We start from the raw sequence: 21,356 nt of genomic DNA, 5'->3' as shown, positions 1-21,356 counted from the left end.
TTACCCGCCGGGACCGACACCGCCGGGGCGAAACCGCCCGAGCGTGGCATGCGGTCATCGACGACACAACAGAACGCGCGGAGTGGATCCGGGCCTGGCGTCGTGCGGGTAACCTCTGCGCGTATGAGCTCGCCTACAGATGCACGATTCGCGGGGGATATCTACGCCGACCGGCTCGAGCGCACGGTGCAATTGATGCACGCCGCTCATCTGGACGCGCTGCTCATCACCCCCGGACCCGACCTGCGCTATCTGATCGGCTCCACGGCCGATTCGTTCGAACGGCTGACCTGCCTGGTCATCCCCGCCGACAAGAGCACACCGTCGGTGGTGATCCCGAAGCTGGAACTGGCCGCCCTGGACGGGTCGGCGGTGTCGGAGCTGGGGTTGCAGGTCAACGACTGGGTGGACGGTGTCAACCCGTACCAGATCGTGAAATCCGCGCTGCACGTCGGTTCACGTGTCGCGGTCACCGATTCGATGCAGGCCCTGCACCTGCTGCCGCTGGCCGAATCGTTCAGCGGCCTGCCGGTCTCGGCGACGCCCGTGCTGCGGGAACTGCGCATGATCAAGGACACCGCCGAGATCGAGGCGCTGCGTGCGGCGGGCGCCGCGATCGACCGGGTGCACGCCAGGATGGGTGAGTGGCTGCTGCCGGGGCGCACCGAAGCCGAGGTCGCCGACGATATCGAGAAGGCGATCATCGCCGAGGGACACACCGAGGCGGAGTTCATCATCGTCGGTAGCGGCCCGAACGGCGCCATACCGCACCATCGGAAATCGGAGCGGCGACTTCAGCAAGGTGATGTCGTCGTCATCGACATCGGCGGCCCCGTGCCCACCGGCTACAACTCCGACTGCACCCGGACCTACGTCCTCGGTGAGCCGCGCGCCGAGGTCGCCAACCGCTACGCCGAACTGGAAGAGGCGCAGGCCGCGGCCGTGGCGGCCGTACGCCCCGGCGTGAGCGCGGAATCGATTGATGCCGCCGCCCGTGAACCATTGACGGCGGCGGGGCTCGGCGAGGCGTTCGTGCACCGCACCGGGCACGGTATCGGCCTGTCGGTGCACGAGGAGCCCTACATCGTCGAGGGCAACGATCTGGAACTGCGGCCGGGGATGGCGTTCAGTGTGGAGCCGGGCATCTACTTCCGGGATGAGTGGGGTGCCCGCATCGAGGACATCGTCATCGTCACCGAGGACGGTGCCGAATCGGTGAACCAGCGCCCGCATGGGCTGACCGTGCTCTGAGGCGGCGAATCAGCGTCCACACGGGCTGACCGTGCCCTGAGGGGGCTGACCACTGTCGCGGACCGCTCCGATATCGACGCCTCGGTGTGCGCGCGGCAACGAGCGTGGCTGCCGGGGTCAGGAGGCGCTGAGAGTGCTGCTCGACAGCTTCCGTCGCACCTGGATCGCGATGACCACACGCGTGGGGTTCTCGCGCGGCACCCGGTAGCGGCCCGCGTACCGGCGCACCGCGTCGGCGACACTGTCGGGGTCGTCGAGCACCGTCGCGGGACCCTCGAGCGTCAGCCAGCGGACACCGTCGACCTGGCTGACCGCCGCATACCCGGACCGACGCACATTGCGCACCTTCACCGAGCCGTCATTGGTGATGATCCGCGCGACACCGGCGTCCGCATCCCAGGTGAATCCCACGGCCACCACATGGGGTGTGCCGTCGGACCGCAATGTCGTCAGGGTCGCGAGGTGTCGCTCGGACACGAACTCGACAGCGGCGGGGGACAGCTCGACAGCAGCATCGATGGCCATGCGTCGACGGTAGCGAGCCCGCTGGCCCGGCTTGCCACCGCGTCCGGCGACGCCCCCGGAATTCGTCCCGGCGCGGGTACCTCCGCGGTCCCGCGCGGACCTCGCGGCACGATCGAGTGCCCGGCGCACCGGACCACAGCGAGAAGTGTTCCGGTGGATGGCGCCGATCGTCGGCGGTCCCTCGCCGATTGCGGGATCGCCGAGTACTGCCCCGTCCATCGGATGACAGGATGGGCGAATGGGATTGCGTAGTGGGCGGGAACTCGATGCGGGAACGGTGCTGGTGCTCGGTGGGCGCAGCGAGATCGGCCTCGAGATCGCGCGCCGGGTCGCGGCGGGGCGCACCGTCGTACTCGCGGCGCGACGCAGCGGCGAACTGAGTGCCGAGACGGCCGCGGTGCGGGCGGCAGGGGCTGCCGCAGTGCATTGTGTCGAGTTCGACGCCGACGACACCGACAGCCATCCAGCGCTGCTGGAGAAAGTGGTGGCCGAACACGGCCCGCTCGGGCTGGTGGTGGTGGCCTTCGGCATTCTCGGCGATCAGGTTCGCGCCGAACACGATCCGGCCCACGCGCTCGCCGTGGTACACACCGATTTCAGTGCGCAGGTCAGCGTGCTGACCGTGTTGGCGAATCTGCTGCGAGCCCAGGACAGTGGACAGCTCGTGGTGTTCAGCTCCATCGCCGGGGTACGGGTGCGCCGGGCGAACTATGTCTACGGTGCGGCCAAGGCCGGGCTCGACGGATTCGCCAGCGGTCTCGGTGACGCGCTGCACGGCACCGGTGTGCATCTGCTGCTGGTGCGTTCCGGGTTCGTGATCGGGCGGATGACCGAAGGTATGGAACCGGCCCCGTTCTCCCGCACCCCCGCGCAGGTGGCGGATGCTGTCGTGGCGGGTCTGCATCGGCGAGCCGAGCGGGTGGTGGTTCCCGGCATCCTGCGGTTGGTCTTCATCGCGTTCCGGCTGATGCCACGGCCGATCTGGCGTCGGATGCCGCGATGAGGCCCGACCCGATCGCGGTCGTCGGTATCGGCGCCGAGGGATGGAGTGGGCTCGGGCAGACGGCGCGCGCTGCCGTCGCCGGGTGCGGGGTGCTGATGGGCTCGGCGCGGCAACTGGCGCTCGTCCCCGACGACATCACCGCCCGGCGTGTCCGCTGGCCCGCACCCCTGCTGCCCGCGCTCCCCGACCTGCTGCGCGCCCACGCCGCCGAACGCGTCTGCGTACTGGCCAGCGGCGACCCGATGTTCTACGGCATCGGTGTCACGCTGGCGAAGCTGGTCGGCCCGCAGGCATTGCGGGTGTTTCCGCAGCCGTCGTCGGCCTCCCTTGCGTGTGCCCGGCTGGGGTGGCCGCTCGCCGAGATCCCGATCGTCTCCGTGGTCGGCCGCGCACCGGAGAACCTGCTGCCGGAACTCATCGATCGCCGTCGCGTCCTCGTACTCAGCGCCGACGGCGAGACCCCGGTGGTGCTCGCGGACCTGCTGAACCGCAACGGTTTCGGCGACTCGGCACTGACCGTGCTCGAACAGCTCGGTGGCCCGGCCGAACAGATCCGCACCGCGACGGCCGCCACCTGGAGCGGCAGCGCCGACCCGCTCAACATCGTCGCCATCGAGGTCGTCGCGGACGCCGACCGTCCCCGGATCACCCGCCTGCCCGGCCTACCCGACGCCCTCTACGGCGACGACGGCCAACTCACCAAATCCGAGGTACGCGCCCTGACGGTGAGCGCCCTCGCGCCCGCGCCGGGCGAACTGCTGTGGGACGTCGGCGGCGGCTCGGGCAGCATCGCCATCGAATGGTGCCGCACCGATCCGGCCTGCCGGGCGATCAGCTTCGAACGGGTCGAACAGCGGCGCCAGCGGATCACCGAGAACGCGGCGGCCCTCGGCGCCACCGGGATCGAGGTGAGGGGCGAGGTGCGCGGCGAACTGTACGGCACCGCCGTCGCGGCTCCCGATGCGATCTTCCTCGGCGGCGGCCTCACCCAGGACGGCGTTTTCGAGACATGCTGGTCGCATCTGCGCCAGGGCGGGCGGTTGGTGGCCAATGCCGTCACCGCCGAGTCCGAGGCGATGCTGCTCGATCTGGTTGCCGCGCACGGCGGTGAACTGCGCAGATTCCAGATCTACCGGGCCGAGCCGCTGGGCGGATTCACCGCGTGGCGGCCGCAGTTGCCCGTCGTGCAGTGGACGGTGCGCAAGGGGATCAGCTGAGCGATGGTCCGGTCGTGCCCATGAGTGAAACAGGAGCGTTGCGGCGGGTAGGGTCTGGTCCGAGTTCCGATCGTGATCGGAAACCCAGTTCCTGACCGGGGAGTTATATGAAGTACAAGAAGTTCGCCGCCACCGCACTGCTCGCGATCGCCGCCACCGGCGTCACCGCCGGCACCTCCTACGCCGCACCGGCGCCGCCCGCCGCGCAGGACCAGAGCACCGCGGTGCCCGCGGTCACCGGCGAAGACCAGGGCGTCGACTACACCCTCGAGCTCGCCGAAGCGGGCAAGTCGCTGGTGACCACCGTGTCCGGTGGTGAGTTCAGCCTCGACACCGACGACAAGACGGTGACGCTGAAGAACTCCGACGGCGCCGTCGTCACCACGATCCCGCTGACCGCCACCGCCAAGGGGCAGCCGGTGGAGATCGCCGCGACCCTCGACGCCGACAACACCAAGCTCACCCTGACCCCGCAGGTCACCCCGACCGCGGCAGCGCCGAGCCAGGCCGAGGCCATTTCGGCGCAGGGCTGGTTCATGGCCGAATTGCAGCGCGCCTCGCTGGGTGCGCTGGTCGGCGGCCTGATCGGCGCAGCGGTGGGCATCCTGTTCTTCGGTGTCGGCATCCTGCCGGGCGCCGTGCTCGGTGCCATCATCGGCCTCGCGGTCGCGGGTGGTCCGTCGCTGCTGAACGCGGGCATCGCCTACTTCAGCGGCCAGCCCTGAACATCCTGATATTGGGCGGAACCCGGCAAGCCCGGGAACTGGCCCGCATCGCTTCCGGCGAGCGAGGATTCGATATCGTCTCCTCGCTCGCCGGTCGCGTTCACGAACCCGTGCTGCCCGAGGGTGAGGTTCGTATCGGTGGATTCGGCGGGGCGGAGGGTCTGCGGGACTGGTTGATCGCGCACCGCATCACCGCCGTCGTCGACGCGACGCATCCGTTCGCCGACACCATCACCGGCAATGCGGCCCGCGCCTGCCGCGCCGCTGATGTCGCGCTGCTGCGGCTCAGCCGACCGGGATGGGCGGAGGGACCGGGGGACAACTGGATTCGCGTCCCCGATCTTGCCGCCGCGGTCGAGCGTGTCGGCGATCTGGGGGAGCGGGTCTTCCTGACGATCGGACGGCAGGGGGTGGGTGCGTTCGCCGGTCGGCGTGGGCAGTGGTTCCTCATCCGCGCCATCGACCCGCCGGAATCGGCGCTGCCGCCGCAGCATGAACTTCTGCTGGCCCGTGGGCCTTTCACCGTCGACGCCGAAGCCGAACTCCTCGCGCGGTACCGCATCGACGTGCTGGTCACCAAGGACAGCGGCGGCGCCGATACCGCCGCCAAACTCACCGCCGCTCGCCATGCGGGGCTTGCGGTGCTGATGATCGACCGTCCGGCCGTACCGGAGGGAACGGCGGTTGTTGCCACCGTCGCGCAGGCCGTGGACTGGCTGCGTGGTCGAATCACGCCGCGCGGTTGACGTCCTCTCGCACTCACCGCCGCCAGAAGAAGTGGTGCACCACGCCACTGGGGCTCGGGACCCGCTCCAGATGAAAACGATCGGTGAGTTCCTCGGGGCTCGACCACAACCGCTCACCACGGCCGAGCTCGACCGGCGCCACCACCACATGCATCTGGTCGATGAGATCGGCGTCGAGGAACTCCCGGACCGTCGCGACTCCGCCGCCGATCCGCACATCTTTGCCCTCGGCGGCGTCGAACGCCCGCGCCAGCGCCTCCTTCGGTGCCGCGTCGAGGAAATGGAAGGTGGTGTCGGACAGCGTGAACGACGGCCGCACATGATGGGTGAGCACGAACACCGGGGTGTGGAAGGGGGGTTCGTCGCCCCACCAGCCCTGCCAGTCGTAGTTCTCCCACGGCCCACGCTGCGGTCCGAACTTGTTGCGCCCCATGATCTCGGCGCCGATATTGGTGGCGTAATCGCGGGTGATGTAGTCGTCGAGGCCGTAGCTGCCGCCGGGCTCGGACCGGTTGACCCAGTGCGCGGTCGCGCCCGCCCACGATACGAGGTCCGCAGGATCGGCATGCCCGAACGGCCGCTCGCGGCTCTGCCCCTCCCCGGCGCCGTAGCCGTCGCTGGAAATGCTGAAGTTCTGGACCCGTACCGACTGTGCCATCGAATATTCCTTCCGGTTGCAATTCGCAATCAGTTGGGAATGTACCGAGGTTGATTGCGAACTGCAACCGGTCGCCCCGAATCCGATCGGCCCCGGCTCTGCCGTCGCGGCGGTGATCAGTCGGCGCTGGGTGCGGTCGGGGTGGCTGCTGCTTCGGCGGTGTCGCGGGCGAGCAGGGCGGGGAGGCGGTCGAACCAGTCGAGGACGGCGCGTTCGTAGGCGATGCCGAATTCGAGGGTGGCGTGCTGGTGTGGACGCAGGGTGGTGCAGTCTTCGCGGAGGTAGCCGTCGAGGCGGCGCTGGTGGACTTCGCGGCCGGTGGCGATGATGTGGTCGAGGTGGGTCGGATCGAGGTGATCGCCGAACGACATGGTCAGCAGCAGCGGCACCCGGATCGTTTCGGCGCCGGGATCGCGCGCGATCCACTCCCGGAACGCGGCGCGGCCGGCCGCGGTGATCTGGTAGGGCGTGCGTTCACGGGCGCCGGTCTGGCCCTTGTCGACCAGGCCTGCGGTGTCCATGGCGGCGAGTTCGCGATAGACCTGGCTCTGGGTGATGGTCCAGAAATCGCCGATCCGGTCCTGCGCCAGATTCACCAGATCCCAGCCCGACATCGGGCCTTCGTGCAGGAAACCCAGCAGGGAGGCGGCCGTGGAGTTCAACGGCCGCCCATTCGTGCGGTCTGCCACCTGCGCTCCTTCGCCTCGACACTCCAAAGTGGAATGTTGACGAGTCTACCCGTTGGCGCTGGTGCAACCATCTGGCCGGGACCCGTTCCATCACCGGGATGGGTCGGCCCCGCCGCTCGGGTCAGCTGCCGTATCGCCGGGATGTGTAGACCCGAGGCCCGTCGTCGGTGTCGACGACGGCGGTGGTCGAGGCTCCGATGATGAGCAGAGTGCGCATATCGACCTCGCTCGGATCGAGATCGCCCAGCGAGACCACCCGTACGGATTCGGTGGGTCCGCCGACATCACGGCCGATCACGACCGGCGTCGACGGTTCGCGGTGCTCGAGCAGCAGCTCGCGCATCGCCGCCACCTGCCAGGTGCGCTGGCTGGAGGCCGGGTTGTAGACGGCGATGGCCATATCGGCGGCGGCCGCGGCCGACAGGCGTCGCGCGACCATCTCCCACGGCTTGAGCCGGTCCGACAGCGAGATCATCGCGTAGTCGTGACCCAGCGGCGCCCCGACCCGACTGGCGACCGCATTGGCGGCCGTGACACCCGGAAGCACCCGGACCGGTACGCCCTTCCATTGCGGATCGGCGGACTCCTCCAGCACCGCCGCGGCCATTGCGAAGACACCGGGGTCGCCGGAGGAGACCACCGCGACGCGCGCGCCGTGCTTGGCCAGATCCAAGGCCATGGCGGCGCGTTCGGATTCGACGCGGTTGTCGCTGGGGTGTCTGCGCTGGCCTGGGCGGACCGGGACGCGGTTCACGTATGTGGTGTAACCGACCAGATCGGTGGCCTCGGCGAGCGCCTGGTCGACCTCGGGAGTCGTCCATACCGTCGCGCCCGGACCGAGGCCGACGACCACGACTTCGCCTGTGGGCGTGGGCTTCTGCGCTTCGGAGCCGGGCGCGGGAAGGTCTGTCGCGAGCGGGCCGTTCACCGGGCCGTTTGCAATATCGGCAACGGCATTGTTCGAGCCGGTGGGTGTAGAGACCGACAGGGGCAGTGGGGTGGTCGGTTCCGGTCCGGGGACGATGGTGATGGCGAAGTAGGGGACCTCGTCATCGGCGACATCGGCGGCGGCCAGTACGCGCTGGCGTCCGGTGCTCGCCCGCTCGACGTAGTACGCACCCGAGAGCCTGCCGGAATCCGACAGCGCCTGCCGCACCGCCGGATACGTGCGCCCGAGCTTCATCACGGCGGCCGCGTCGGTGTCGCGCAGCCGATCGGTGAGTTCGTCGACGGGCATCGTGCCCGGCAGTACCGTCAACACCTGCTCGCCCTCGACCAACGGAGTGCCGAGCGCCGCCGACGCCGCGCTCACCGAGGTGATGCCGGGAATGATCTCGGCCTCGAACCGGTCGGCCAGGCGCCGGTGCATATGCATATAGGAGCTGTAGAACAGCGGGTCGCCCGCCGCGAGCAGGGCGACCGTCCGTCCGGCGGCGAGATGCCGCGCCAGAGATTCGGCGGCCTGCTCGTAGAACTCGTCGATGGCGCCCTGATAGCCACCGGGATGGTCGGTGGTCTCGGTGGTCACCGGGTACACCAGATGTTCTTCGAGCTGGTCGGCCCGCATGTACGGTGCCGCGATGGCACGGGAGATACTGCGGCCGTGCCGTGCGCTGTGGAAGGCGATCACATCGGCCGCGCCGATGATCCGCGCCGCCTTCACCGTCACCAGCTCGGGGTCTCCTGGGCCGAGTCCGACGCCCCACAGTTTGCCCGGTGCGGTCATTCCTGTTCGCTCGCAATCGCATTCAGGGCCGAGGCGGTGATGGCGCTGCCGCCCCGCCTGCCGCGCACGGTCAGATAATCGACTCCGCCCGCCGCGATCAGCGCGTCCTTGGATTCGACGGCGCCGACGAAACCGACCGGGATACCCAGCACCGCGGCCGGGCGCGGTGCACCGGCGTCGAGCATGTCGAGCAGATGGAACAGCGCCGTTGGCGCGTTGCCGATGGCGACCACCGCGCCGTCGAGCCGGTCGGCCCACAGTTCGAGTGCCGCCGCCGACCGCGTGGTGTCCAGCCGCCGCGCCAGCTCCGGCACCCGCGGGTCGGCCAGCAGGCACAGCACCTCGTTATCGGCGGGCAGCCGCTTCCGGGTCACACCGGAGGCGACCATGTTCGCATCGCACAGGATCGGCGCACCCGCCCGCAACGCGGTCCGCGCCGCGGCAACCACTCCCGGGGTGAACGCGATATCGCCCGCCAGATCCACCTGACCACATCCATGGATCATCCGCACCACCACCTGCGCGACATCCGGCGGAAATCCACTCAGATCCGCCTCGGCGCGGATCGTGGCGAACGACCGCCGATAGATCTCGGCCGCGTCGGTGAGATAACTGGTACGTGCATCGGACATGCCGCTCAGCCTATGACCCGGGTGCCGTCCGCCCTCGCCGCGGGTCGGCGAGCCCGGCGCGCGGTGTCCGACCTGACCTGCTTGTCCTCGCCGATGCCAGGTCGGCTATGTGACGCGATATCCGTCCGGCCCGGCGATCACGTCGGTGGCCGGGCCGGTGGGGTGGCCGCAGCGGCGATCGCAGCCGGACCAGTGTTGGCGGCCCGCGGTGACGATCTGGTCGGCGGGGATGGTGATGTCGGTGGCGGGGACGTCGGTGCCGGGCGGCAGGACGCGGCCGGATTCCACGGCAGCGGTGGCGTCGGCGCGGACGTCGGTGTGTGATTTCGCGCAGCCGGGGCGGCCCGCGCACGCGGTGACCTGCAACCACGGGGAGGCGGCGTCGAAGATCAGGCCCATCGGTGCGAGGACCCGAACGACCTGTTCGGCGGGCCATTCCTCGAGGTCGGTGACGATCAGCGAACGCCACGGAGTGATGAACACGGGACGTTCGACGGCGGCGAGGAATTCGGCGGTGCGAGCGGGTAGCGATCCGAGGCGCACACCGGCGCCCAGGGCGATCAGGCCGTCGTGCTGGGGGAGCCAGCCGATCGGAAGTTCCGGTGCCGCCGCGATGTCAAGTCGCTGCGATCCCGGCGTCAGGCCGAGGAGTTCGGTGAGCCGGTCGGCGCCGTCGTCGATCTCGTGCAGCCGCCAGTGACCGGAGCCGAGGTCGAGGAATCCGTGCGCGGCCGCCAACAACACGTCCGCGGTATCACCCGCCGAGATGCGGATACCGCTGTCGCGTCCGGCCAGCAGGAGGGCGAACTCGTCATCGTCGACGGCATGTGCGCCGATATCGGGACCGAGCGCGCTGACATCGCCGCGTCCGTCGTCGAGCGCGAACAACACCCGCCCTGGCAATTCCGCGAGCCGCGTCGCCGCACGCAATCCGTGGTCCAGTGCGCGCACCAGCGGATGGACGTCGACGAGCCCGCCGACCCGACCCGACAGCGGCGAGGCGACGATATTGCGCACCCGCTCATGGCTGTGACTCGGCAGCAGCCCCACCGCCTCCAGCCGCGCCGTCAGCGCACCCGCATCCCGCACCTGCCGCAACTGCGCATTCCCGCGCGAGGTTAGTTCGATAGTGCCGTCACCGAGTTCCTCCGCGGCGGTGGCGAGCGCCTGCAACTGCTTCGCATCGAGCCGCCCGCCGGGTATGCGAACACGCGCCAGCGGCCCGTCGGCAGCCTCGTGCAGCCGCAGCACCCCTGGACAGGAATCCGATTCGATACGCGCCATGATCCATCCAGCTTACGGGCGTGGACAGCCGCCTTCCGGCCGCATGGTGCGGGCGATCCAGCGCGTCAGTTATCGAAGACGTCGTCGGCGGAGTCGGCGACCGCAGCCCGCTCGAGCCAGTCACTCAACCGGTCGACGTCATGGCAGCCGACAACCTCGGACTCCTGTGCTGGAGTGAGCGCAACGCCCCGCCGGTGCAGAACCCGCAGCACGCTCGCCGCAAGCCCTTGCTCCAGCCCCTGCTCGAGCCCTTGCTCCAGTCCTTGTTCGCGCCCTTGTTCGCGAAGTTGCTGTGCGGTGTCGCCTCGGAAGTAGGACAGTTCGATCGCCATCAGTTTCCTCCAGTGTCCGGCGGCGGGGGTGTTGGTCAGACCGCGGTCGATCAATTCGATGAACAGTTGAACGTCGTCCCGGTCGCCGTGTACCCGCACCGCGGCGGCGGCTGCGTCCAGTATCGCACCGATGTCGGGTTCGGTGGCGTGGGTGATCGCGGACAACGCGGTCAACGGTAGGTCGGTGACCGCTGTGTCGGGGTCCGACACAGCCGGGACGCTGACCGGGCCGAGGACGAGTGGTTTCAGTGTCAGGTTCGGTGCGATGTGGTGTCCGATCGTGAATCCCGCGTCGGCCCACGCGGCGGTGCTGCGATCGTTGCACACGACGACCAGTATCGCCGGGATCAGGTGTTTCTCCTGTACGAACGCCAGGTAGTAGGTCCATGCTCCTGGCCGGGTGGGATCTATCCGGCTCTGGGCCTCGATGATCACCAGGAATTCGTCGGCCTCCGTGGTGATTCGTAGGACGGTGTCGGCGCGCCGCTCCACCGGCGTGGTCTCGGTGAGGTCGACGCATACCTGCTCCACCGCGACGGGGTCGGGAAACGGTAAGTCGAGGGCGCGGAACGCACGCGCGAAGGCGCCGGGATCGTGTCGGAAGAGCCGATGCATCGCCTCGTGTTTGGAGGACACCATGCCCGCAAGGTACCGCCGGGAATCGAATGCGTGTTCGACGCGCCGTGCGTGGATCGGACACACGATGGACGCGCCGACGACACGCCGAGGTGGGGCATAGCGCTGCGGACGCTATTGACGCAACTGATTGGTTGCCATAATATGGCAACCGTTGAGTTGCTACTTAAGGAGGAAGTCATGGGTTTTCCTGATCGGATCGAGCGGACGGTCGAGTTGGGGCATTCGCCGGAGAAGGTGTGGGCGGCGATCACTACGGCCGAAGGGCTCGGGACGTGGTTCGGTAATGATGCGGGGATTGATCTGCGGCCGGGCGGTGCGGCGTGGATGCGGTGGGAGGAAGGGGATATGCAGAGGCTGCGGGTGGAGCGGGTGGAGGAGCCGCGGGTATTCGGATTCACGTGGCAGATCTACGGATTGGCCGCCGAAGATCCTCGCCGCACCTATGTGGAGTTCACGTTGGAGCCGGTGGCGAGTGGGACGCGGCTGACCGTGGTGGAAACGGGATTCGCCCAACTGGACGGCGAGGAGCACGCGACCGCGCATTCCGGCAACACCAAGGGCTGGGCGCAGGAACTCGGTGAATTGGTGACCTACCTCGATGCTGCCTGAGCAGGAGGCGGTCGCCGAACAGGTCTTCGTCGCGCTGGCCGATCCGAGTCGGCGCGCGATCCTGGCGGAACTGGCCGCGACCGGACCTGCCACGGCCACCGATCTGGCGGCTCGCCTGCCGATCACGCGCCAAGCGATCGCGAAACACCTTGCGCTGCTGTCGGAAGCGGGCCTGGTCACCCCGGAGCCGGGCGAACGCCGCCGCGTGCGCTATCGGCTGCATTCCGCGCCGATGCGGGTGGCGCAACAATTTCTGGCCGCTCTCGCGCGCGACTGGGACGGCAGGCTCGATGTGCTGAAGAATCACCTCGACCGGACGTGATATGTGCAGGCAGGCGGCTCACGGTCGCGGTGTAGCCCGGGGCTCCGGCCGCCCGCTGGAGGGGCGGCCGGAGCGGCGATTCACCCCCAGGTGGCCTGATCGGGCACGGTGGAGTTGAACACGACGTAGAAGAAGTGGCCTGGCATCAGTTCGTTCATATCGTGCCAACGGCCCCACGGATCACGCTGATAGTAGTTCTCCATACCGGTGCCGTCGTCGTAGCAGACGATGCCGCCGGTGCCGAACGGGCTCCAGTAGACGTCGGTGCCCGGCCGCGGCACTTCGAGCGGCGTGCGGAACAGATGGCTGCACGGCGTGATCACCGGGTCGTAGATGGACGGTTGGGCGGCGGCTGCCGGGGCGAGCGCGGTGAGTCCCGCGGCGGTGATCGCCGCGGCGGCGAGCCCTCGGCGGACGGTGGAACGCATCTATTCTGCTCCTCACTGGGCGGAAAGGGTTCGTTCTCCTGTGTCGGCAAACATGTAGCTACCGTTACGTGCTCGGTGCCGAGGTGGCCGACGCACCCGTTGGCATCCTTGCGTATCGGCGACGGTGCCGTACATGGAGTCGCCGGTATCGGCTGTGCCCGGCGATGTCGCGACCCCGCCGATTCGACCGGATACCCCGGACCCAAGCCTTGGCCACCCGACGTGTCCGGTCGGCGTCCGCAACCACCCGCCGCGGGCTGCGCAGGCTCGGATGGAGTCGATCACGACGCGGCCCGATGGCCGGAAGTCGCAGCGCGGGAGTTGAATCCAGCGGCGGAAGAGTTCTCCACGGTCGGTGGGGGATGGGAGAGCGATGGTGGCACCGGTGCGTACGAGGGAGACGTCGGTCGATTCCCGGTCGAACGGACGGCTCACGGTTTACCCCGGCGTTCGGGCAGGGGCACCGCCAGGATCAATACACCGAGCGGGATACCGACCGCGACAGCGAATCCCAGCGTGATCACAGCTCGTTCCTCATCAGCGCCGGGAAACTCGATCCCATCGGATACTCCCGTGCATCGGTGATCAGACCGGCCGCTTCCGTGATCACCCACCACGGCGCGCGAGGTTTCAGTGCGCCGAGATGCGGAATCACCACCGCGTCGGCAAGGTGCTCCAGTGCATGCTGGACAGCGATGAGCGCGCCCAATACGGCCGCGGCATCTGTGTACACGGTGTAGACGATGGTCAGCCGGTGCCGATCCATCAGCGCGTCGTAGGTTGCCGGGTCGTGCGCGCTGTGCAGTAGGGCGACCGTTCGCCTCGGTTCGTCCTGAGTGGTCACTTGCGGCCCTCCCTGTCACTGATCGTTCCCGGTTGAGGCCATGAGCCTGGTCACCGGATGCCGCGATTGAGCGTCGCGATGATCGTTGTTCCCTTCAATCCCCGAGCGGGATATCTCCAATGGGGATCGGCTGTTTTCGGCAAGTCGATCGAGCCGGGGTTTCCGGTCCGCTCCGGCAGCTAATGTGGGGTGAAACTTCCTCTGGCCCAGGTGAAGGCGTCGATCCATGAGAGAACGACAGCAGTGCCGCTCGTGTGGGAAGAGCGTCGCGATCGAGTCCGCCGCAGGCTTGTGCGCGGGATGCGCACGAGCATCGGGCTTTCGCCGCCCTGTGCCGCCCGGCTTCTTCACCAGCCGGGTGATGCGTACCGCATTGTCCGAGCATGACTTCGGCGTCGTGTTCGCTGCGATTCGGGAATGCACGGGCATGTCGCAGAGCCAACTTGCGGCGCTGGTGGGGTTGAGCCAGGCTCGGGTGTCGGAGGTGGAATCGGGCACTCGACGGTTGACCGGTGCCAAACTGGTCGCGCGAATCTCGACGGTCTTCGCTGTTCCCGCCCAATTGCTCGGCTTCCATGTCGATACCGACGATTCACCGGCCGGTAGCCTGGCATGCGAGGAGGTGGACTGGGTGAAGCGCAGAGACTTCGTCACCCTGACAACCGCCGCCGCGCTCGGCTCGAGCCTGCATCCGGAACTCGAACGACTCGCCCACGTCCTGCCCGACCGCCTCGACCCCGTCACCCGACCTCGTATCGGCGACGCTGATATCGACGCCATCGAAGCCATCAGCGACGGGTTTCGTCGCTGGGATCTTGCCCACGGTGGCGGACTGTGCCGTAGTGCGGCACTCAGTCAGCTGCACCAGGTCGCCGCACTCGACGACGCGATATGCGCCCCAAAAGTCCGGGCTCGGTTGCAGCTCGCCACTGCCGAGCTGGCGAGCATGGCCGGCTGGCTCGCCTACGACATCGAGGACCACAACTCCGCGCGTCGACTCTGGACATTCGCCCTCTACACCGCCCAGCGCGCCGAGGACAACCCCCGCTGCACCGACCTCATGGTCATCATCCTGCTCGACATGGCCCATCAGGCCCTGCATCTGCGCAGGCCGAAAGATGGCCTCGCCTTCTGCCGCTTGGCCGCGGCAACCTCCACGACTCGCCGTCATCCGGTCTCACGCATCACCGCCGGGTATGTCCACACCGTCACCGCGTGGTGCTGGGCCGCGCTCGGCGAGCCCGATCCGACCCGGCGCGCGCTGGCCGATTCCCGATCCCGCTACGCGGCGGTGAGTTCCGGTACCACACCACCCTGGGCGTGGGTTGTCGCCGACGCGGAAATCGCGGCGCAACACGGTCATGCACTGCACTTGTTGTCGGTGGAACACCCAGAATTCGCCGAGTCAGCAGTTGCTCAGCTGACGGCGGCGGCGAACGGACATCCTGCCGAGCATGAGCGCAGCCGTGCCGCCGTACTGCCGACCTTGGCCGTCGCACATTTTCAGGCCGGCGATATCGCCTCGGCGGTGCAGGTCGGACGTGACGCTGTTGCCGCGATCGCCGCGCTGTCCTCACAGCGTTGCTACGCCCGTCTCCGGGACCTGGACAGCGTTGCCGCGCGTCGTCGATCCGACCCGGAAGTATCAGACCTGCGATTGCGTATCGACGCGGCTCTGACAGAGTGAGCAATGATGACCGACGGTGCGCTGCCGGCTCGGCCGGAACTCGAAAAGGCCTGTTATGTCTACGGTTTGAATCCGGCCTATGCGCAAGTACTACATCGGAGGTCGAACGCTGTCTGGCGGGTCGATGATGTCGTGGTCCGCCTCGCGCCGGACACGCCATTGCGCCGTACCCGCGCCGCCACGAGCATCGCCGTCACCCGTTGGCTCGCATCCACAGCGACAGAACCGGTCGCCCTGCCTCCTCTGCCCGGCGAGCAGCCAGTTCTCGTCGATGGCGCGGTGGCAACGTTCTGGCCGTATCGGCCCACCGCCGCCGAACCCGCAGCCGGGGATGTTGCGAAGCTCGTTCGCCTCCTCCACGAACAACCGGCACCGCCGGTCCAACTCCCGGAGTACCGCCCGTTGCGGCGCCTGCGAGATGCGCTCGAGATCGATGCTGCGCGAATCCGACCGGTGTTGAGTCGGGCAGACCGCATCTGGCTCCACGACCGAGTCGACGATCTGATCGCCGCATTCGAGGCAACGCAGTTTCCCCTGGGGCGCGGCCTGGTCCATGCCGACGCCCACGCGGAGAACACTGTGCTCGACAACGGCGGCTGGGTCCTCATCGACTGGGATAACGCGTGCTACGGCCCACGCGAACTCGACTTGGCCGGCACACTGCCGGACCATTTTCACACGCCGCCGACCGACCGCGCCGAGTTCGTCCGCGCGTACGGCTACGACCTGCTCGAATGGCCTGGTTGGATGCTGCTTCGAGACATCATCGAATACCACTCGCTCGGCTCATATCTGCGCATCGCGGCCAACACACCGCGAGCCGCTTCCGAACTCCACCGCCGTGTGGACTCACTGCGCACCGGTGACCGCGACGTCGTCTGGCAGGCGGTGGGTTGAGCCGGGGCGCTGCACCACCGCAGCCTTGGCCGAACCCAGGGGGCGCGCCGTCCCGGCCACAGCCACGTGGCGCATGATCGAATCGACCCCGACCCTCAGGAGGAATCGTGGAGACCACTCGCATCGTGCTCGCGTCCCGTCCGGTCGGTGCGCCGCGACCGGAGAACTTTCGCACCGAAACGGTGGAGCTGCCCGCGCCCGGCGAAGGGCAAGTGCTGCTCGAGACGCTGTATCTGTCCCTCGATCCGTATATGCGTGGCCGGATGAGTGATGCGCCGTCCTACGCGCCGCCGGTGGCGATCGGCGCGACGATGGTGGGTGCCACGGTGTCGCGGGTGCTGGAATCGCGCGATAGTGCGCTGCGGCCCGGCGATATCGTGCTCGGGTACGGCGGCTGGCAGACGCGTTCGCTGGAATCGGCGGCCTATCTGCGCAAGCTCGATCCGGACCGGGTGCCAGTCACCACCGCCCTCGGCGTGCTGGGGATGCCGGGGTTCACCGCCTACTCGGGGCTACGCAATATCGGTAAACCGCAGGCGGGGGAGACCCTGGTCGTCGCGGCCGCGACGGGAACGGTGGGCTCGGCGGTCGGGCAGATCGCGAAGCTCGGGGGTGCGCGGGCGGTCGGTATCGCGGGCGGCCCCGAGAAGGTCCGGTTGCTCACCGAGAAGTTCGGCTTCGACGCCGCGATCGACCACCGTGCCGACGATTTCGCCGAGCAGCTGACCGCCGCCACCCCGGACGGTATCGACGTCTACTTCGAGAACGTCGGCGGCGCGGTTCTGGACGCGATGCTGCCCAGGCTGAACAGCTTCGCGCGCATCCCGGTCTGCGGTCTGGTGGCCGCCTACAACGCCACCGAGCTGCCGCCGGGTCCCGACCGCCTCGGCATGCTCATGGGTCTCATCCTGCGCAAGAGCCTCACCGTCCGAGGTTTCATCCAAACCGAGTTCGCGCCCACCCAGATGGCGGAATTCCTGGACCAGGCCAGCGGCTGGATCGCCGATGGGCGACTGGCCTATCTGGAGGACATCGTGGACGGTCTGGACCAGGTGGTGCCCGCGTTCCAGGGTCTGCTCGTGGGCAAGAACGTGGGCAAGCTGCTGGTGCGCGTCAGCGAATAGCGGCCCGGTACCTTCCTCGGCATCCCCGCACAGCGTGTGCGGAGTCGCGCCACCGACCCGGGTGAGGTCGGGGTACCACTCGGATCGGTGACCTTGCCGGGTATCGGCCGGTGAACGGCTCTGCGCCGATGTCAGCAGGTCCCGCGGGTGGAGAGGAAGCGTGCACGCCTCCGCCCCGGTCGATGCGGGTGGCCGCTGCGGCGCGCGGTAGCATCCGGGGGCTCGGCGGGTGCTGAGGAAACCGGTGAAATTCCGGTGCGGTCGCGCCACTGTGAACAGCCAGACCCTCTCCGGCGAGCGCTAACCCGTTGGGCGCGTCACCCGAGGAAGGTCCACCCGTGATCCTGCTGCTGTCCACCTCCGATACCGATCTGCTGAGCGCACGCGCCAGTGGCGCCGACTACCGGTGGGGGAACCCGGCGCGGCTGCTGGTGGAGGACCTGCCCACCCTGCTCGACGGCGCCGATCTCGTCATCGTGCGCATCCTCGGCGGCAAGCGGGCCTGGGAAGAGGGACTGGAGGCGGTGCGGGCCAGCGGGGTGCCGATGGTGGCGCTCGGCGGTGAGCTGGCCCCCGACGCCGAGCTGATGGAATGTTCGACCGTGCCCGCCGGTGTCGCCGCCGACGCACACAACTATCTCGCCGCCGGTGGCGCGGACAATCTGCGCCAGCTACACAACTTCCTCTCCGATACGGTGCTGCTCACCGGCCACGGATTCGAACCGCCGGTGCAGCTGCCCAGCTGGGGTGCACTCGAACGCGAGGCCGCCGATGTGGACGGCCCCACCGTCGCGGTCATCTACTACCGCGCCCAGCATCTGGCGGGCAACACCGCCTATATCGACGCATTGTGCACCGCGATCGAACAGGCCGGTGCCCGCCCGTTGCCGCTGTACTGCGCTTCCCTGCGCACCGCCGAACCGGAGCTGCTGAATACGCTGCGCGGCGCGGATGCACTGGTGGTCACCGTGCTGGCGGCGGGCGGCACGAAGCCCGCCACTGCGTCCGCCGGTGGCGACGACGAAGCCTGGGACGTGGGTGCTCTCGCCGAACTCGATGTGCCGATCCTGCAAGGTCTGTGCCTGACCAGTGGCCGCGAACAGTGGGAAGCCAACGATGACGGTCTGTCGCCGCTGGATGTGGCCACCCAGGTCGCGGTGCCGGAATTCGACGGCCGTATCATCACCGTCCCGTTCTCGTTCAAGGAATTCGACGCCGACGGACTGTCGACCTATGTGCCCGATCCGGAGCGGGCGGCGCGGGTGGCGGGCATCGCGACGCGCCACGCCAGGCTGCGCCACATCCCGGCCGCCGAGAAACGGCTGGCCCTCATGCTCTCGGCCTATCCGACCAAACACGCGCGCATCGGCAACGCCGTCGGTCTCGACACCCCCGCCAGCGCCATCCGACTGCTCACCGAATTGCGCGCCGCCGGTTACGATTTGGGCGATGCGGCCGAGATCCCCGGCCTCGACGCTCGCGACGGTGACGCGTTGATCCACGCCCTGATCGCCGCGGGCGGTCAGGACCCCGACTGGCTCACCGCCGAACAGTTGGAGGGCAACCCGATCCGTATCGGCGCGGCCACCTACACGGCATGGTTCGACGGCTTGCCGCAGGATCTGCGTGACGCCGTGGTCGAGGCGTGGGGGCCGCCGCCGGGTGAGCTGTACGTCGATCGTTCCGGTGACCCGAACGGTGAGATCGTCATCGCGGCACTGCGTTTCGGCAATATCGTGCTGATGGTGCAGCCGCCGCGCGGTTTCGGGGAGAACCCCGTCGCCATCTACCACGATCCCGATCTGCCGCCCAGCCACCACTATCTGGCCGCCTACCGCTGGCTGTCCGCCCCGCAGAGCGCGGGCGGTTTCGGCGCCGACGCCATGGTGCACCTGGGCAAACACGGCAACCTGGAATGGCTGCCCGGAAAGACGCTCGGCATGTCGGCCTCCTGCGGCACTGATGCGGCGCTCGGGGATCTGCCGCTGATCTACCCGTTCCTGGTCAACGATCCGGGCGAGGGCACCCAGGCCAAGCGCCGCGCCCACGCCACCCTGGTCGACCATCTGATTCCACCGATGGCGCGCGCCGAGAGCTACGGCGATATCTCGCGGCTGGAACAGCTGCTCGACGAGCACGCCAATATCTCCACCCTCGACCCGGCCAAACTGCCCGCGATCCGCCAGCAGATCTGGACGCTCATGCGTGCGGCGAAAATGGACCACGACCTGGGCTTGGCCGAACGTCCGGACGAGGACGTCTTCGACGATATGTTGCTGCATGTCGACGGCTGGCTGTGCGAGATCAAGGACGTCCAGATCCGCGACGGTCTGCACGTGCTCGGGCAGGCGCCCGAGGGCGAGACCGAGGTCGACCTGGTCTTGGCCATGCTGCGGGCACGGCAGCTGTGGGGTGGGGAACGGAATGTGCCCGGCCTGCGTGAAGCCCTGGGGTTGAGCGAATCCGGTAGCGAGGCGCGTGAGCGGGTCGATGTCATCGAGGGGCGGGCCCGTGGATTGGTCGCCGCATTGCAGGCGGCGCAGTGGTCGGCCGACGCCGTCGACAGGATCGTCGACGAGTCCGCCGCCGCGCTGCCCGTCGATGGCAACGCACCGGAGTCCGGCGCGCGCACAACCGATTCCGCTGTCGCGGCATCCCGATTCGACGATGTCCGCGCCGTACTGCGCTTCGCCGCGACCGAGGTGGTGCCCCGGCTGCGTGGGACCGGTGTCGAAATCGAGCGTGTGCTGCACGCCCTCGACGGTGGTTTCATCCCCGCTGGCCCGAGTGGCTCGCCGCTGCGCGGTCTGATCAATGTGTTGCCGACGGGCCGCAACTTCTATTCGGTCGATCCGAAGGCCGTGCCGTCGCGGCTCGCATGGGAGACCGGGCAGGCCATGGCGGACTCACTGCTCGAACGCTATCTGGCCGACCACGGCGAATACCCGGCGTCGGTGGGTCTTTCGGTGTGGGGAACCTCCGCCATGCGCACCTCAGGTGACGATATCGCCGAGGTCCTCGCCCTGCTCGGGGTCCGTCCGGTGTGGGACGAGGCCAGCCGTCGCGTCACCACCCTCGAGGTGATCCCGCTCGCCGAACTCGGCCGCCCGCGCGTCGATGTGACGGTGCGCATCAGCGGCTTCTTCCGCGATGCCTTCCCGCATGTCCTGGCCCTGCTCGACGATGCGGTCCGCCTCGTGGCCGACCTCGACGAACCCGCCGAATCGAACTACGTCCGCGCGCACGCGCAGGCCGACCTCGCCGAGCACGGGGATCAGCGCCGGGCGACCACCCGCATCTTCGGGTCCAAACCCGGCACCTACGGCGCGGGCCTGCTCCAGCTCATCGACTCCAAGAGTTGGCGCACCGATGACGATCTCGCGCAGGTGTACACCACTTGGGGCGGCTACGCCTACGGCCGCGACCTCGACGGCGCCCCCGCCGCCGACGATATGCGCACCGCGTATCGCCGGATCACCGTGGCCGCCAAGAACACCGACACCCGCGAGCACGATATCGCCGATTCCGACGACTACTTCCAGTTCCACGGCGGCATGGTGGCCACCGTGCGCGCGCTGACCGGCAAGAATCCCGAGGCCTACATCGGTGACAGCACCCGCCCCGACGCGGTCCGCACCCGCACCCTGTCCGAGGAGACCTCCCGGGTGTTCCGGGCCCGCGTGGTGAACCCGCGCTGGCTCGAGGCCATGCGCAGGCACGGCTACAAGGGGGCGTTCGAGATGGCGGCGACCGTCGATTATCTGTTCGGCTACGACGCCACCACCGATGTGGTCGCGGACTGGATGTACGAGAAGCTGGCCGAGAGCTACGTCTTCGACGAGGTGAACCGCCAGTTCATGGAGCAGTCCAATCCGTGGGCGCTGCACGGTATCGCCGAACGTCTGCTCGAGGCGGCCGAACGCAAACTGTGGGACGCGCCGGAGCAGGGCACGCTGGACCGGCTGCGCCAGATCTATCTGGAGACCGAAGGCGAACTGGAATAGGACGCAGGCGAGGC

General features: G+C 68.5%; 20 protein-coding genes. 11 read left to right on the top strand and 9 right to left on the bottom strand.

Translation table 11 applies throughout. From position 1 onward, the window contains the following. The first annotated feature begins 123 nt into the window (after window positions 1–123). A complete protein-coding gene (locus QH168_RS23835) occupies window positions 124–1,251 on the top strand; it encodes a M24 family metallopeptidase (RefSeq protein ID WP_280237010.1) in 1,128 nt (375 codons plus the stop codon). 117 nt (window positions 1,252–1,368) lie between these two features. Here QH168_RS23835 and QH168_RS23830 read toward each other — a convergent pair whose 3' ends face one another. Further along, entirely contained in the window at window positions 1,369–1,776 is a 408-nt protein-coding gene (locus QH168_RS23830) for a PPOX class F420-dependent oxidoreductase (protein WP_280237009.1), read from the bottom strand. Window positions 1,777–2,014: 238 nt separating this feature from the next. Here QH168_RS23830 and QH168_RS23825 point away from each other — a divergent pair, with 238 nt between their 5' ends. From QH168_RS23825 to QH168_RS23810, 4 genes are all read left to right on the top strand, one after another. Beyond that, window positions 2,015–2,779, top strand: a complete 765-nt coding sequence (locus QH168_RS23825; RefSeq protein WP_280237008.1) for an SDR family NAD(P)-dependent oxidoreductase — start codon at window positions 2,015–2,017, stop codon at window positions 2,777–2,779. Continuing rightward, window positions 2,776–3,996, top strand: coding sequence for a precorrin-6y C5,15-methyltransferase (decarboxylating) subunit CbiE (gene cbiE, locus QH168_RS23820; RefSeq protein ID WP_280237007.1), 1,221 nt, complete (start codon window positions 2,776–2,778; stop codon window positions 3,994–3,996). Before QH168_RS23825 ends, cbiE begins: the two co-directional genes overlap by 4 nt. A gap of 107 nt (window positions 3,997–4,103) precedes the next feature. Then, window positions 4,104–4,721, top strand: coding sequence for a hypothetical protein (locus QH168_RS23815; RefSeq protein WP_280237006.1), 618 nt, complete (start codon window positions 4,104–4,106; stop codon window positions 4,719–4,721). A gap of 2 nt (window positions 4,722–4,723) precedes the next feature. After that, complete coding sequence (locus QH168_RS23810; RefSeq protein WP_280468302.1) at window positions 4,724–5,467, top strand: cobalt-precorrin-6A reductase; 744 nt, start codon at window positions 4,724–4,726, stop codon at window positions 5,465–5,467. A 13-nt stretch (window positions 5,468–5,480) separates the two neighbouring features. Here the strand turns inward: QH168_RS23810 and QH168_RS23805 are convergent, their stop codons facing one another. The 6 genes from QH168_RS23805 to QH168_RS23780 all read right to left on the bottom strand — a co-directional run bounded on the left by QH168_RS23805 (window position 5,481) and on the right by QH168_RS23780 (window position 11,427). Beyond that, on the bottom strand, window positions 5,481–6,125 hold the full coding sequence (locus QH168_RS23805; RefSeq protein ID WP_280237005.1) for a dihydrofolate reductase family protein: 645 nt from the start codon (window positions 6,123–6,125) through the stop codon (window positions 5,481–5,483). Window positions 6,126–6,241: 116 nt separating this feature from the next. After that, entirely contained in the window at window positions 6,242–6,814 is a 573-nt protein-coding gene (locus QH168_RS23800) for a PadR family transcriptional regulator (protein WP_280237004.1), read from the bottom strand. Between the two features lie 121 nt (window positions 6,815–6,935). Further along, on the bottom strand, window positions 6,936–8,540 hold the full coding sequence (cobJ, locus tag QH168_RS23795) for a precorrin-3B C(17)-methyltransferase (RefSeq protein WP_280237003.1): 1,605 nt from the start codon (window positions 8,538–8,540) through the stop codon (window positions 6,936–6,938). Next, the gene (locus QH168_RS23790; RefSeq protein WP_280237002.1) at window positions 8,537–9,172 is read right to left on the bottom strand and encodes a precorrin-8X methylmutase; all 636 of its coding nucleotides are present in this window, start codon (window positions 9,170–9,172) and stop codon (window positions 8,537–8,539) included. Before QH168_RS23790 ends, cobJ begins: the two co-directional genes overlap by 4 nt. Before the next feature lie 105 nt (window positions 9,173–9,277). Then, window positions 9,278–10,456 (bottom strand): precorrin-3B synthase, encoded by a 1,179-nt coding sequence (cobG, locus tag QH168_RS23785; protein WP_280237001.1) that lies wholly within the window; start codon window positions 10,454–10,456, stop codon window positions 9,278–9,280. 65 nt (window positions 10,457–10,521) lie between these two features. Then, a complete protein-coding gene (locus QH168_RS23780; protein WP_280237000.1) occupies window positions 10,522–11,427 on the bottom strand; it encodes a hypothetical protein in 906 nt (301 codons plus the stop codon). Window positions 11,428–11,604: 177 nt separating this feature from the next. Between QH168_RS23780 and QH168_RS23775 the strand changes: the two genes are divergently transcribed. Then, entirely contained in the window at window positions 11,605–12,036 is a 432-nt protein-coding gene (locus QH168_RS23775) for an SRPBCC domain-containing protein (RefSeq protein WP_280236999.1), read from the top strand. Then, window positions 12,026–12,358 (top strand): ArsR/SmtB family transcription factor, encoded by a 333-nt coding sequence (locus QH168_RS23770; RefSeq protein ID WP_280236998.1) that lies wholly within the window; start codon window positions 12,026–12,028, stop codon window positions 12,356–12,358. Before QH168_RS23775 ends, QH168_RS23770 begins: the two co-directional genes overlap by 11 nt. Window positions 12,359–12,438: 80 nt before the next feature. Here QH168_RS23770 and QH168_RS23765 read toward each other — a convergent pair whose 3' ends face one another. Continuing rightward, a complete protein-coding gene (locus QH168_RS23765; RefSeq protein ID WP_280236997.1) occupies window positions 12,439–12,786 on the bottom strand; it encodes a hypothetical protein in 348 nt (115 codons plus the stop codon). A gap of 520 nt (window positions 12,787–13,306) precedes the next feature. Beyond that, window positions 13,307–13,630: a hypothetical protein gene (locus tag QH168_RS23760; protein WP_280236996.1), complete on the bottom strand. Its 324-nt coding sequence runs from the start codon at window positions 13,628–13,630 to the stop codon at window positions 13,307–13,309. A gap of 226 nt (window positions 13,631–13,856) precedes the next feature. Between QH168_RS23760 and QH168_RS23755 the strand changes: the two genes are divergently transcribed. The 4 genes from QH168_RS23755 to cobN all read left to right on the top strand — a co-directional run bounded on the left by QH168_RS23755 (window position 13,857) and on the right by cobN (window position 21,342). Next, on the top strand, window positions 13,857–15,317 hold the full coding sequence (locus QH168_RS23755) for a helix-turn-helix domain-containing protein (protein WP_280236995.1): 1,461 nt from the start codon (window positions 13,857–13,859) through the stop codon (window positions 15,315–15,317). Between the two features lie 6 nt (window positions 15,318–15,323). Then, complete coding sequence (locus QH168_RS23750) at window positions 15,324–16,214, top strand: phosphotransferase family protein (protein WP_280236994.1); 891 nt, start codon at window positions 15,324–15,326, stop codon at window positions 16,212–16,214. A gap of 104 nt (window positions 16,215–16,318) precedes the next feature. Continuing rightward, window positions 16,319–17,338: an NADP-dependent oxidoreductase gene (locus tag QH168_RS23745; RefSeq protein ID WP_280468300.1), complete on the top strand. Its 1,020-nt coding sequence runs from the start codon at window positions 16,319–16,321 to the stop codon at window positions 17,336–17,338. Window positions 17,339–17,676: 338 nt separating this feature from the next. After that, window positions 17,677–21,342, top strand: coding sequence for a cobaltochelatase subunit CobN (cobN, locus tag QH168_RS23740; RefSeq protein ID WP_280236993.1), 3,666 nt, complete (start codon window positions 17,677–17,679; stop codon window positions 21,340–21,342). Window positions 21,343–21,356: the final 14 nt, after the last annotated feature.

Source organism: Nocardia cyriacigeorgica (assembly GCF_029868385.1).
In the GTDB taxonomy this organism is placed as follows: domain Bacteria; phylum Actinomycetota; class Actinomycetes; order Mycobacteriales; family Mycobacteriaceae; genus Nocardia; species Nocardia cyriacigeorgica_F.
The sequence above is the reverse complement of the archived record's forward strand: the minus strand, read 5'-3'. Positions and strand labels throughout refer to the sequence as shown.